At 70.3% G+C, this 12,646-nt stretch carries 15 protein-coding genes; 7 read left to right on the top strand and 8 right to left on the bottom strand.

Annotated features, from left to right (window positions below; all coding sequences use genetic code 11):
• Positions 1-25: 25 nt before the first annotated feature.
• A complete protein-coding gene (locus G9272_RS20745) occupies positions 26-598 on the top strand; it encodes a hypothetical protein (RefSeq protein WP_171397985.1) in 573 nt (190 codons plus the stop codon).
• 22 nt (positions 599-620) lie between these two features.
• Here the strand turns inward: G9272_RS20745 and G9272_RS20750 are convergent, their stop codons facing one another.
• The 4 genes from G9272_RS20750 to G9272_RS20765 form a co-directional block, all read right to left on the bottom strand.
• Positions 621-2,192, bottom strand: coding sequence for a carboxylesterase/lipase family protein (locus G9272_RS20750; protein ID WP_171397986.1), 1,572 nt, complete (start codon positions 2,190-2,192; stop codon positions 621-623).
• Between the two features lie 148 nt (positions 2,193-2,340).
• Positions 2,341-3,831 carry an MFS transporter gene (locus tag G9272_RS20755; protein ID WP_171397987.1) on the bottom strand — a complete coding sequence of 497 codons (1,491 nt, stop codon included), beginning with the start codon at positions 3,829-3,831 and terminating at the stop codon, positions 2,341-2,343.
• A 194-nt stretch (positions 3,832-4,025) separates the two neighbouring features.
• A complete protein-coding gene (locus G9272_RS20760; protein ID WP_171397988.1) occupies positions 4,026-4,880 on the bottom strand; it encodes a metallophosphoesterase in 855 nt (284 codons plus the stop codon).
• 28 nt (positions 4,881-4,908) lie between these two features.
• A complete protein-coding gene (locus tag G9272_RS20765; RefSeq protein ID WP_171397989.1) occupies positions 4,909-6,036 on the bottom strand; it encodes an NADH:flavin oxidoreductase in 1,128 nt (375 codons plus the stop codon).
• A gap of 166 nt (positions 6,037-6,202) precedes the next feature.
• On the opposite strand from G9272_RS20765, the gene G9272_RS20770 reads away from it, so the two are divergent.
• Complete coding sequence (locus G9272_RS20770) at positions 6,203-6,871, top strand: class I SAM-dependent methyltransferase (protein WP_171397990.1); 669 nt, start codon at positions 6,203-6,205, stop codon at positions 6,869-6,871.
• On the opposite strand, the gene G9272_RS20775 is transcribed toward G9272_RS20770, so the two are convergent.
• Both G9272_RS20775 and G9272_RS20780 read right to left on the bottom strand, forming a co-directional pair.
• Complete coding sequence (locus tag G9272_RS20775) at positions 6,856-7,083, bottom strand: hypothetical protein (RefSeq protein WP_171397991.1); 228 nt, start codon at positions 7,081-7,083, stop codon at positions 6,856-6,858. The two genes, G9272_RS20770 and G9272_RS20775, sit on opposite strands and share 16 nt — an antisense overlap.
• Positions 7,080-7,304, bottom strand: coding sequence for a hypothetical protein (locus G9272_RS20780; protein WP_253267874.1), 225 nt, complete (start codon positions 7,302-7,304; stop codon positions 7,080-7,082). Before G9272_RS20780 ends, G9272_RS20775 begins: the two co-directional genes overlap by 4 nt.
• A 115-nt stretch (positions 7,305-7,419) precedes the next feature.
• Between G9272_RS20780 and G9272_RS20785 the strand changes: the two genes are divergently transcribed.
• The 5 genes from G9272_RS20785 (at position 7,420) to G9272_RS20805 (ending at position 10,181) form a co-directional block, all read left to right on the top strand.
• Positions 7,420-8,262 (top strand): helix-turn-helix domain-containing protein, encoded by an 843-nt coding sequence (locus G9272_RS20785; protein ID WP_171397993.1) that lies wholly within the window; start codon positions 7,420-7,422, stop codon positions 8,260-8,262.
• Positions 8,243-8,509 carry a DUF397 domain-containing protein gene (locus G9272_RS20790; protein ID WP_171397994.1) on the top strand — a complete coding sequence of 89 codons (267 nt, stop codon included), beginning with the start codon at positions 8,243-8,245 and terminating at the stop codon, positions 8,507-8,509. The genes G9272_RS20785 and G9272_RS20790 overlap by 20 nt, the downstream gene beginning before the upstream one ends.
• 276 nt (positions 8,510-8,785) lie before the next feature.
• Entirely contained in the window at positions 8,786-9,619 is an 834-nt protein-coding gene (locus G9272_RS20795) for a hypothetical protein (protein WP_171402090.1), read from the top strand.
• A 38-nt stretch (positions 9,620-9,657) separates the two neighbouring features.
• Positions 9,658-9,933 (top strand): type II toxin-antitoxin system Phd/YefM family antitoxin, encoded by a 276-nt coding sequence (locus G9272_RS20800; protein ID WP_171397995.1) that lies wholly within the window; start codon positions 9,658-9,660, stop codon positions 9,931-9,933.
• Positions 9,930-10,181, top strand: coding sequence for a type II toxin-antitoxin system RelE family toxin (locus G9272_RS20805; RefSeq protein ID WP_054243903.1), 252 nt, complete (start codon positions 9,930-9,932; stop codon positions 10,179-10,181). The genes G9272_RS20800 and G9272_RS20805 overlap by 4 nt, the downstream gene beginning before the upstream one ends.
• A gap of 109 nt (positions 10,182-10,290) precedes the next feature.
• Here G9272_RS20805 and groL read toward each other — a convergent pair whose 3' ends face one another.
• Positions 10,291-11,913 (bottom strand): chaperonin GroEL, encoded by a 1,623-nt coding sequence (gene groL / locus G9272_RS20810; protein WP_171397996.1) that lies wholly within the window; start codon positions 11,911-11,913, stop codon positions 10,291-10,293.
• A gap of 334 nt (positions 11,914-12,247) precedes the next feature.
• Positions 12,248-12,454 (bottom strand): cold-shock protein, encoded by a 207-nt coding sequence (locus G9272_RS20815; RefSeq protein WP_007493268.1) that lies wholly within the window; start codon positions 12,452-12,454, stop codon positions 12,248-12,250.
• Positions 12,455-12,646 lie beyond the last annotated feature (192 nt).

The raw sequence follows: 12,646 nt of genomic DNA on the forward strand, positions 1-12,646 counted from the left end.
CGCCGCGCCGCCCTACCCTGGAGCCATGAACCACGCCCAGCTCACCGCGCTCGGCCGTGCCCTCCGACTCCTCGGCGAGCACGGCGAGGCGCTCGCCGCCGACACCCCGGACACCCGGCTGCACGAGGTCAAGGCCGATCTGCGGCGTGCCCTGGACCTGCTGGACGACAGCGTCGTCGGCGCCACGCCCACCACCCGTTGCGCCGAGCACCCGCACGGCCCGGTCGACGAGGCGGCCCCCGACCTGTGCCTGCTCTGCGAGACCCGCCGCCGGGCGGCCCGCCGCGCCGAGTTCAACGGCCCCGCCCCGCAGGCGCCGTACACCCCCACCCCCTCCACCTCCCGTTACGGCACGCGCGCCGACCGCCCGCAGCCCCAGCAGCGCTGGCTGGCGGAGCTGTGGACCGGCCAGGAGTGGCAGCTCTGCGGGACGCCGCGCAGGGACCGCCGCGAGGCCGAGCTCTACATCGCCGCCCTGCGCCGCGGATCCCGGCCCGCGATGGCCTACCGGCTGGTGCACGAGTTCACCGACTACGAGGTGCTGCGGATCTGGGGCACCCCGGTGAAGGTCGACATCGAACCCCTCGGCAACCTCTAGGACCGCCACCGCCGTACGGCTCTCAGGCCCTGTCGCGTACACCCCCGTCCAGCAACGGCAGCGGCGGGAAGCCGTGGCCCTCCCACAGGCGACGCGACGTCTCCTCCGGGTACGGGCGCACCTCCGGCTCCGCGTCCAGCACCTGTATCAGCCTCCGCTCCGGGTCGTACGCCGGCCAGCCCGGGTCTCCCGTCCGCGCGAAGGATGTCCACGACCGTTGGAAGTTCGCCGTCAGGGCCCGCGCCTCGTCCGTCACCTCCGCCCCCGCGAACAGCAGGTTCCCGAGGTCCGCCGCGTAGGTGCCGAACAGCAGCGGGATGTCCAGACCGTGGCACGCGCCCAGGGTGCCGCCGGCTCCCGGGGCCGGCCAGGTCAGTTCGTAGACATGGGCCCGGCCGCCGCCCGCCACCTGCGCCTCGGCCAGGTGCAGGGAGGGTAGGTGGAACAGCCAGTCCGACTGCACCCTCTCGTACAGCTCGCCCGGATCCGCGTCCGGGAAGGCCGACCGGTAGGCCTGTTCGCCCTCCGCTCCCCCGCCCGGGGCGAACAGCCTCAGCACGGCCGTGGCCTGTTCCTCGGTCACCTTGCCCAGCAGGCCACCGAGGACGAGGAACAGCCGGAACTCCTGCGCGTTGTGTCCGACGATCAGCTCGACGTCCCGAGCGGCGCCCGCCGCCAGTGCCTGCCAGGGAGTCGTCGGCAGGATCTCGCCGTCGACCACGGGAGAGAACGGGGTGACCGTGGGCGCGGCCTGCCCCCACCGGTCCACCCGCTGCGCCATCTTCGCGCCCAGCGCCGCACCGGCCTCGGTCAGCGTGCGCGGGTCCACCGTGGCCAGGTCGGCGGCCGTCGGACGCAGGCCGGCCTCCGCGGCGATCGCGCTCGCGAGGTCGCGGGCCAGTTCGTCGGAGAAGTAGGTGCCGGGCACGCTCTGGGCGATGGCCCGCCCGAACAGGCCCCGGGCGCTCGGCATGGCCAGCAGTGCGGCCACCGAACCGGCGCCCGCCGACTCGCCGAAGACGGTCACCCGGCCGGGGTCGCCGCCGAACGCCGCGATGTTGTCCCGCACCCACTCCAGCGCGGCGACCTGGTCCAGCAGCCCCCGGTTGGCGGGCGCGCCCTCGATCCGCGCGAACCCCTCTATGCCTACGCGGTAGTTGAAGGTGACGATGACCAGGTCGCCGGCGCGGGCGAGGTGCTGCGCGTCGTAACCGGGACTGCCGGAGTGGCCGAGCTTGTAGGCGCCGCCGTAGATCCACACCATCACCGGCCGGGCGGCCGACGGGTCCGGCTCCGTGTCCGGGGTCCAGACGTTGACCGTCAGCCAGTCGTCGCCCGTCGGGGCGTCCAGGATCCCCGCCCTGCCCTGGATGCCCGCCTCCTGCGGGGGCGGCGGGCCGAAGGCGTACGCCTCCCGTATCCCGTCCCACGGGTGGGGCGGGCGCGGGGCCTGGAAGCGGGCCTCGCCGACCGGGGGCGCGGCGAAGGGGATACCACGGAAGACCGTCAGGTCCTCCTCGCGGCGACCTCGTACGGCGCCGGCGGCGGTGCGGGCGACGAGCCGGTCGGTGGCGGTGGCGTCGGGTGTCGTCATTGATCCCTCCTGAAATGGCGGCTACTCGGGGAACGGGCGGTGATCGGGGAAAGTGCCGTAGGCGGCTGTCACCCCTCGTGTGGGTGACAGCCGCCTACGGCAGGTCAGTTGGCGCTCACGTCAGTCGGCGCTCACCATCAGTCGGCGCTCACGCCTTGACCGGGGCGGCCTCCTCGGCGCCTTCCGTTCCTGCCGCGTCCTCCACCACCGAGAGCCCGGCCGGGGCCTTGCGCTTCGGGATGAAGGTGGCGAGGAGGAAGGCGGCCAGGGCCGCGCCGGCTCCGATGGCCATGACGACCTTGAAGCCGTTCTCCGAGGGGAGGGCGTAGCCGCCGAAGTCGGTGGTCATCTGAGCGAGGATCACACCGGCGATGGCGCTGGCGAAGCTGGTGCCCAGGGACCGCATCAGGGTGTTGAGGCTGTTGGCCGCGCCCGTCTGGGAGGGGTCCACGGCGCCCATGATCAGGGCCGGGAGTGCGCCGTAGGTGAAGCCGACGCCGGCGCCGATGATGCAGGACACCAGGATCAGGTGCCAGACCTCGGACATGAGCAGGATGTTCAGGCCGTAGCCGGAGGCGACGATCAGCGCGCCGATCATCAGGGTGACCTTGGGACCCTTGGCCTTGGTGATCTTGGCGGACACGGCGGACATGACCATCATGACCAGGCCCTGCGGGGCCAGCACCAGGCCGACGGTCAGCATCGACCTGCCCAGGCCGTAGCCGGTCTGCTCGGGCAGCTGGAGCAGTTGGGGCAGGACCAGGGACATCGCGAACATCGAGAAGCCGAGGGCGATCGAGGCGAGGTTGGTGAAGAGCACCTGCGGCTTGGCGGTGGTGCGCAGGTCGACCAGCGGCTGCTTCGCCCTCAGCTCCCACCAGCCCCAGGCGGCCAGGATCAGGACGGCGGCGGCACCCAGGCCCAGCGTCGTACCGGAGGTCCAGCCCCAGTCGGCGCCCTTGGACACGGCCAGCAGCAGCGAGACCAGACCGGCCGACAGACCGAGCGAGCCGACGAGGTCGAAGCGGCCGCCGACGCGGTTCTGCGACTCCGGGACGAACACCAGCACGAGCAGGAAGGAGACGACGCCGAGGGTGGCGGAGGTCCAGAAGAGGATGTGCCAGTCCCAGTTGTCCGCGATGAACGCGGCGGTGGGCAGACCGAGCGCGCCGCCGACGCCGAGGGAGGCGCTCATCACCGCCGTCGAACCGGCGAGCTTCTCGGCGGAGACCGTGTCCCGCAGGATGCTGATGCCCAGCGGCACCACGGCGGCCGACAGACCCTGGAGCGCGCGGCCGGCGATCATCGGGACGAGCGAGTCGGCGAGGGCGCAGACCACCGAGCCGGACACCAGCAGCACGATGCTGGTGAGCAGCATCCGCCGCTTGCCGACCATGTCGCCGAGCCGCCCCACGACCGGGGTGGCAACGGCGGCGGCGAGCAGTGTGGCGGTGACCGCCCAGGCGGTGTCGGAGGCGGGCGCGTCCAGCAGCTTGGGCAGCTCGGGGACGATCGGGATGACCAGGGTCTGCATGAGCGAGACGACGATCCCGGCCAGGGCCAGCACCGCCACCACGGCGTTCGACCTCGGTGGGGCGGATGTTCCCGCCGCAGCGGGTCGGGCAAGGGCGTCGGACATGACAGGGCCTCCGTCGGATGCACGAGGGGTGAACTGCTTGACTCAAGCAAGCTTATGCAGATTGATTGAGTTAAGCAAGCTAAATTTCCCGTGCTTGCGCCCCCCAGCTACAGCAATGGCCCTGACCAGGGAGAACGCGGGCAGCGCCGCAGAGCGGTCGTTGTCTCCGACCGGCGAAGAAACCCGTCCGGCCCTCAGCCGTGCCGCGCGATGACCTCTCGGGTCCGCTCCTCGTCCAGTTCGTAGACCGTCTCGTGGGCACGCGGATCCCGTGCGTGCAGGGTGTGGAACATCGGCCCCGTCGCCCCGCCCAGTTCCACCAGGGACGCGGACGCCCCACGCACCGCCCGCTCGGTGCCGGGCGCGGTGGTCAGGTCGATGCGGTTGACGACCCCGGGCGTCACCCACACCGGCACGGCGGCCAGCAGCCCGAAGAGCTGGAGATGGAAGTGCCCGGTGAGCAGCACCCGGACGTCACTCCCCCGGATCACCTCCGCCAGCCCCTCGGGGTCGCGCAGCCCGAAGACCTGCTGGGTCGCCGAGATGTCGAGGCTGATCGGGGGATGGTGGAAGGCGACGACGGTGCCCAGCTCGGCCGGGGTGCTCAACACGCTCCGCAGCCAGTCCAGCTGGCCTGCGCCGAGCCGGCCGTACACCTTCTCCGGCACCAGGGAGTCGAGGGTGACGAGCCGCCAGCCGCCCACCGTGCTGACGGCGGCCCGCTCGGCGCCGGGGAAGTCGAGGACGGCGTCCGGGTGACCGCTGCCCAGCACCTTCGTGAAGGCGGACCGCTCGTCGTGGTTGCCGGTGGTGTAGAAGACGGGCGCGTCGAGGGAGCGCGCGAAGCCGCCGATCAGCTCCCGTACGGTCGTGTACGCCTCCACCGAGCCGTCGTCGGCGAGGTCACCGGTGACGACGACCGCGTCCACGTCCCGCAGGTGGCGCAGTTCGCCGAGCAGGAGCCGCAGGGAGTCGGCGGCGTCGACCCGACGGCCGTCGGGCCCGTCGACGCGGCCGATATGGGTGTCCGAGAGATGGAGGATTCTCATCTCTCGGACCATACCCGCGAGTTGACGCTCAGCTGAGGGTGCGCAGCGCGGCGGCGTCGTACGGCTTCAGCTCGTCGAGACGGCCGTCGAGCACCTTGGCCGCCCACTCCGGGTCCTGGAGCAGCGCACGCCCGACGGCCACCATGTCGAACTCGTCGCGCTCCAGCCGGTCGAGGAGGTCGTCGATCCCCTTGACCGGGGCGCCTTCGCCCGCGAAGCCCTTGAGGAAGTCGCCGTCGAGGCCGACCGAGCCGACCGTGATGGTGGGCTTGCCGGTGAGCTTCTTCGTCCAGCCGGCGAGGTTGAGGTCCGAACCGTCGAACTCCGGGAGCCAGTAGCGGCGGGTGGAGGCGTGGAAGGCGTCGACACCGGCGGCGGCGAGCGGGGCGAGGATGGCCTCCAGCTCCTCCGGCGTCTCGGCGAGCCGGGCGTCGTACGCCTCCTGCTTCCACTGCGAGTAGCGGAAGATGATCGGGAAATCGGCCGAGACGGTCTCGCGCACGGCGGCCACGATCTCGGCGGCGAACTTCGCACGGGCCACGGCGTCGCCACCGTAGGCGTCGGTGCGGCGGTTGGTGCCGGCCCACAGGAACTGGTCCAGGAGGTAACCGTGGGCGCCGTGCAGCTCGACGCCGTCGAAGCCGATGCGCTCGGCGGCGGCCGCGGCCTCGGCGAACGCGCCGATGACGTCGTCCAGGTCGCGCTGGGTCATCGCCTTGCCGGTGCCCTCGGTACCGTCGACACGGATTCCGGAGGGGCCGACGGCGGGCGCGTCCGCGAACGGCGGCTCACCCTGGTTGCGCACCATGCCGATGTGCCACAGCTGCGGCACGATCGTCCCGCCGCCCGCGTGCACGGCCTCCGCGACCTTCGCCCAGCCCGCGAGCTGCTCCGCACCGTGGAACCGGGGCACCCGGTCGCTCTGCCCCGCGGACTCGTGTCCGACGTACGTCCCCTCGGTGACGATGAGACCGACACCGGCGGCGGCCCGACGGCCGTAGTACGACACGACGTCCTCGCCGGGAACGCCGTCCGGGGAGAACATGCGCGTCATCGGCGCCATGGCGATCCGGTTCGGGACGGTGAGTCCGTTGATGGACACCGGGCGGGCAAGGATGTCGGCGGCGCGCGAAGCGGCGGGCGGGGTGATGCTCACGTGGGGGGCTCCTCGGGACGATGGACCAATGGGTATGTGCACATGCATTGAGTGCCTCTCCCACTGAAACCCCCGGGCCCCCCGCGCCATTCCGAGCCCCGGGAGACAGCCCCTGTGATCCCGGCCACGCGCCCCGACCACGCATCCCGGCCGCGAGAATGGCGCCATGCCGAAGCCCCCGCTGCTCTCCTCCCCCGAGCTGGAACGGTCCTCCGTGGTCGCCAACAACACCATGAACCGCGAGCGCGGCCTCACCGGCGTGAACAGCTACGCCCGTGAACTGGGCGTCGACCTCCTGGCCCACCTGGCGCACCGCCCCGCGCCCTCCTGGCTGGACCTGTGCAGCGGTGAGGGCCGCGCCCTGCGCGAAGCCGCGTCCGCCCTGCCCGCCGAGGCGGTCCTCACCGCCGTCGACCTGGTGGGCCCGCTCGCCCCGCGGTCGGCCCCGCCCGCCCTGGAGGAGATAGTCGCCTCCGTCTCCTCCTGGACTCCGCCGCGGACGTACGACCTGATCACGTGCGTGCACGGCCTGCACTACATCGGCGACCAGCTCGGCCTGCTCACCCGCGCCGCGTCCTGGCTGACCGAGGACGGCCTGCTGGCCGCACACTTCGACCCGGAGTCGGTACGCCACGCCGACGGATCGCCGGCCGCGAGACCGGCGCTGTCGGCGCTGCGCGCGGCGGGCTACTCCTACAGCCCCCGCCACCACCGCCTCACCCTCCGAGGCGGCCGACCCGTACAACTCCCGTTCCACTACCTCGGCGCCGACCCGACCGCAGGCCCCAACTACACGGGCCAGCCCGCCATCGCCTCCTACTACACCGCCTCCTGACCGACGGCCTCCTCACGCGAGCGGGTCTCACGGTTCAGTCTGCGCACTCTCTCCCGCAGCACCTCGGCGGGCGCCGCCTCTTCCACGTCCTCCGGCAGACACTCCCACTCCCGCCCGCCACCCACCGGCCGCAGCACCACCCGGCCTTCCAGCCGTTCCATGACCTCCCCGATCCGCCCGCTCCGCGCATCCAGGACGTACTCCCCGCTCACGCGTCACCCCCAGCCCCTCGCAGGGCCGCGGCCAGCCGCGAGGCCACACGCAGGTTGCAGCGGCCCAGGTCCACCAGGGCGTACGGGTCACCGTGCGCGCCCGACACCGGGTCGATCCGCAGCGACGGCAGGATGATCCCCGCGTCGTGCAAGGCCGCCCGCAGTTGTTCCACGGCCTCCTGAACCGTCCGTGCGGGCCGGTCACCCGTTGTCGTCCCCATCTCGCCCATCCCTCCACGCTGAGTGTTCCCGTTCACCACACAGCGTGTCCGCCATGCTCCTAACCTGGCCAGATACGGCGTCCCAACAACCCCACCTGTGTGACAGGGAGTCGCCATGCCAGGACCGAAGGGTCTCGACCCGTCATCGTCGCCACGCGCCCTGCTGGGCGCCGAATTACGCCACGCCCGCGAGAAGAAGGGCCTCAGCCAGTCCGAACTGGGCGAGCCGCTCTTCGTCAGCGGGTCGTTCATCGGCCAGCTGGAGGCCGGGACGCGAAGACTGCACCTCGAATACGCCGTCCAGGTGGACGAGATCCTGGGCACGAACGGGTTCTTCGAGCGCAACTGCAAGGCCCTGGCCAAGTCGAGGTACCCCGACCACTTCGTGGAGGCGGCGGAGGCGGAGGCGATCGCCACGGCGATCAGCGAGTACGCGCAGATGCTGATCCCGGGCCTGTTACAGACGAAGGCGTACGCCACCGGCGTGTTCCGCGCATACAAGCCGACAGCCCTGGACGGCGAGATCGACGATCTGGTCGCGACCCGCCTCGAACGCGCGAGCCTCCTCGCCGATCCAACAACCCCGTTGTTGTGGGTGATCCTCGATGAGGCGGTGCTCCGCCGAGAGGTCGGCAGCGGGACAGTGATGGCGGAGGCCCTGCGTCACGTGGCAGACCTGGCCCGTCGACGCCGGATCATCGTGCAAGTGCTGCCGTTCGGTGCCGGAGCGCACGCGTCGATGCACGGCTCCCTGAAGCTCATGGAGTTCGAGGACGCACCCCCGCTCTCCTTCGTGGAGGCACCGGATATGGGAAAGCTCCTGGACGACCCGGCCGCAGTCGCCCGCCACACCTTGATGTTCAACCTGCTCCAGGCAACGGCACTTTCGCCGCAGCAGTCCCTGGCCCTGCTGGAGTCGGTGGCGCAGGATTACGAGCATGGAGAAGAGCACCCATGAGTACGACCTGACCGCCGCAACCTGGCACAAGTCCAGCTACAGCGGCGGCGAGGGCGGCAACTGCCTGAAGGTCGCCCGCTGGCGCAAGTCGACGTACAGCGGCGGCGACGGCGGCAACTGCCTGGAGGTCGCCCCCGGCCACCCCGCCCTCGTCCCCGTCCGTGACTCCAAGGTCCCCCTCGGCCCGAAGCTCGTGTTCCGGGCCGAGGCGTGGTCCGCGTTCGTGGAGAACCTCAAGGTGGACTGATCCGCACCCGCCCCGAAGCTCAAGCGCCCAGCGCCGAGCCCTCTTTGCATGGAACGGGTCAGGGGTCTCAACCCACCCTCCCACCCGGCGAGTTGACGCGGAGCGACCGACTTGCCACGGAAGGTCACCACGCTCTAGCGTGCGCATAACGAAACAGCCCCCGCCAGGTGCGCCAACACCTGCGGGGGCTTGACCTACAAGATCGAAAGCAGTCGATCCGTGGCTGACGCCAAGCTTAGTGCCGCCTCCCCGCCCGCGCACGTATCCCCGCACCCGATGGCCAATCCGGGTTACGGAAAACGCTCCGCACCGGGTCAACTCCGCCGCACCCGTCACGACTTCGCGCACCTCCCGCCCCGCGAGGCGGCGATCGCCGCATACATCGACCGTCTCCCCGACGGCACCGACATCTCCGTGAAGACGCTGGCCAAGCAGCTCCCGTACGGACAGTGCGCCCTGCGCACCGCCCTCAACCGCATCCAGCAGGCGGGGCACTTGAGGCGAGGCCGGGAACGGATGGAAACCGCTTCGGGCGAATCCCGCTGGATCACCCGAACGTGGTTCACCCGTACCGCGCGCGACGACGGCTGGTGGGTGACGTTCACGCGAGGTGACGTACCGGAAGACGCACCGGACCCCGAACGAACCCGGCCCGCCACCCGCTCCCGGGCCCACATCCTGCTCGCCGCCCTCGGCCGCACGACCCCCGCCCTCTCCCTCTCCGCAGCGGACTGCGCGCAGCTCGCTCCGCTGGTGGAGGAGTGGTTCGCCCGCGGGGCCACCGAAGGCACGCTCCTCGCCGCCCTGACCGCCGGCCTGCCCACTCCCGTCCACAGCCCCGCAGCCCTGCTCCACCGCCGCCTGACGGACAAAATCCCCCCGGAGCCACCCGCCCCACGCCCGCCCCGCCGGATACTGGAGTGCGCGGAGTGCGGGGTGCCGGGGCAGCCCGAGGCGCTGCCGGGGGGCGTATGCAGCGGCTGCCGGGGCGAGTGCAGACCCGCTCACCCCCCGGCGCCCGTACCCACCTCGACCATCCACGCCCACGCGGCGGGCATCCGAGCCGCGATGTCCCAGCGACGCCCGGAAAGGACAGCGACGTCCCGATGATTCCATCGCACACACTGGCAGGTGTGTACAGTTTGTCTATGGAGACGTATCCGCTTGTGGAAGCCCGCAATCAGCTCGGTCAGCTCGTCGGTCGTGTCCGGCACGGCCAGGAACACATCCTGATCACCGAGTACGGCAGGCCCGCCGCCGCGCTCATCCCGATAAGCGAACTGGAAGAGCTTCAGCGGCTGCGCGATGAAGCGGACATCGCCGAAGCGCGGGCTCGTGAGGCGGTTCCGTCCGGCCGGTCGATGTCTCACGACGCGTTCATGGACCAGTTGGAGGCGGAGGACCGGCAGGAGGCCTCTTCGTGACGCACGCAGTCGTCTGGGAGCAGCACGCTATGGCCGAGTTCCGGCGGCTCCGTGCCATCGACCCCGTGGGCGCCAAGGCGACTGCCGCGGCTGTACGCGCGCTCGCCGACGAGCCACGCCCGGAGGCGGCCAGCGCCTTGGGCACCTCGGGCTACTACAGGCTGCATATAGGCAACTGGCGCGTGCTCTACCGGCCGGACGGCGACACTGTCACCGTTTATGTGCTGAAGGTCGGCCGCAGCAACTGACATCGCTCACCTTCTTGAGCGCACCCCGAAAACGCCCGAAGGCGGCACCCCCCGTTTCCGGGAAGTACCGCCCTCGGTGTGCAGGACAGGCGATCAACCGTGAGGTCGATCAGAAGTCCATGTCACCGCCCGGCATGCCGCCGCCGGCCGGCGCGGACGCCTTCTCCGGCTTGTCGGCGATGACGGCCTCGGTGGTGAGGAACAGCGCGGCGATGGAGGCGGCGTTCTGAAGAGCAGAGCGCGTGACCTTCGCCGGGTCGATGATGCCTTCGGCGATCATGTCGACGTACTCGCCGGTCGCGGCGTTCAGGCCGTGACCGATGGGCAGGTTGCGGACCTTCTCGACGACGACTCCACCCTCGAGACCACCGTTGACGGCGATCTGCTTGAGCGGGGCCTCGAGCGCGATGCGCACGGCGTTGGCGCCGGTCGCCTCGTCACCCTCGAGCTCCAGCTTCTCGAAGACGGCGGAAGCCTGGATGAGCGCAACGCCACCACCGGCGACGATGCCCTCCTCGACGGCGGCCTTCGCGTTGCGGACGGCGTCCTCGATGCGGTGCTTGCGCTCCTTGAGCTCCACCTCGGTGGCGGCACCGGCCTTGATGACCGCGACACCGCCGGCGAGCTTCGCCAGGCGCTCCTGAAGCTTCTCGCGGTCGTAGTCCGAGTCGCTGTTCTCGATCTCGGCGCGGATCTGGTTGACCCGACCGGCGACCTGGTCCGAGGAGCCGGCACCGTCGACGATGGTGGTCTCGTCCTTGGTGATGACGACCTTGCGGGCCTTGCCGAGCAGGTCGATGGAGGTGTTCTCGAGCTTGAGACCGACCTCCTCGGAGATGACCTCGCCACCGGTGAGGATGGCGATGTCGTTCAGCATCGCCTTGCGGCGGTCACCGAAGCCCGGGGCCTTGACCGCGACGGACTTGAAGGTCCCGCGGATCTTGTTGACGACCAGCGTCGACAGAGCCTCGCCCTCGACGTCCTCGGCGATGATCAGCAGCGGCTTGCCGCCCTGCATGACCTTCTCGAGGAGCGGGAGCAGGTCCTTGACGTTGGCGATCTTGGAGTTCGCGATCAGGATGTACGGGTCGTCGAGGACGGCCTCCATACGCTCCATGTCGGTGGCGAAGTACGCCGAGATGTAGCCCTTGTCGAAGCGCATACCCTCGGTGAGCTCCAGCTCCAGACCGAAGGTCTGGGACTCCTCGACGGTGATGACGCCTTCCTTGCCGACCTTGTCCATCGCCTCGGCGATGAGCTCGCCGATCTGGGTGTCGGCGGCGGAGATGGAGGCCGTGGAAGCGATCTGCTCCTTGGTCTCGACATCCTTGGCCTGCTCGAGCAGGGCACCGGAGACGGCCTCGACGGCCTTCTCGATACCGCGCTTGAGGGCCATCGGGTTGGCGCCGGCGGCTACGTTGCGCAGGCCTTCCTTGACCAGGGCCTGGGCGAGGACGGTCGCGGTGGTCGTACCGTCACCGGCGACGTCGTCCGTCTTCTTGGCGACTTCCTTGACCAGCTCGGCGCCGATCTTCTCGTACGGGTCCTCGAGCTCGATCTCCTTGGCGATGGAAACACCATCGTTGGTGATCGTGGGTGCGCCCCACTTCTTCTCGAGGACGACGTTGCGGCCCTTGGGGCCGAGCGTCACCTTCACGGCGTCCGCGAGCTGGTTCATGCCGCGCTCGAGGCCGCGCCGTGCCTCCTCGTCGAACGCGATGATCTTGGCCATGTGAAGTGGTCCTCCCGGACTGGGGTGGATTGCTCCGGACCGCGCTGGCGCCCGCGACGGACGGCTCGCCGGCCTCGTGGTTCCTTGCCCCACCTGGCCTGCGGGCCTCACCGACCCGGTCCTCGTTGTCACTCTCACCTTCAGAGTGCTAACGCCAATGATTAGCACTCGACCCAGGAGAGTGCAAGCGCCTCCACCGGACCCGTGCCCTTCCGGACACCTCTCAGGGACGTCTCGCCGACGCCCCCGGACAGGCCGAAGGGCTCGCACCCCGTGGGGGTGCGAGCCCTTCGACAGATGTACAGAAGAACGACGCTTTCAGTCGGCGCGCGCTTCAGCCGGTCGCGAGACGGACCATGTCCGCCTGCGGCCCCTTCTGACCCTGCGAGATCTCGAAATCGACCCGCTGACCCTCTTCCAGGGTGCGGTAGCCGTCCATCTGAATCGCGCTGTAGTGGACGAAAACATCCGCACCACCGTCGACCGCGATGAAGCCGTACCCCTTCTCCGCGTTGAACCATTTGACGGTGCCCTGAGCCATGCCTAACTCCCCTATTACTGGCCCTTGCACAGATCCGCACTTCGCGAATCCGGGTCAGACCTCACCCCCCGGTTGGCTTGGGGGCGTGCGCCGGAACGCGTCGACCGCGGCTGAATGTATCTGTCCAACTGCCGTCTGCAACAGGTCAGTCGGACGAGAATTCCGGACGCATGGGATCCGGAATGTGGCGAG

Source organism: Streptomyces asoensis (assembly GCF_013085465.1).
In the GTDB taxonomy this organism is placed as follows: Bacteria; Actinomycetota; Actinomycetes; order Streptomycetales; family Streptomycetaceae; genus Streptomyces; species Streptomyces cacaoi_A.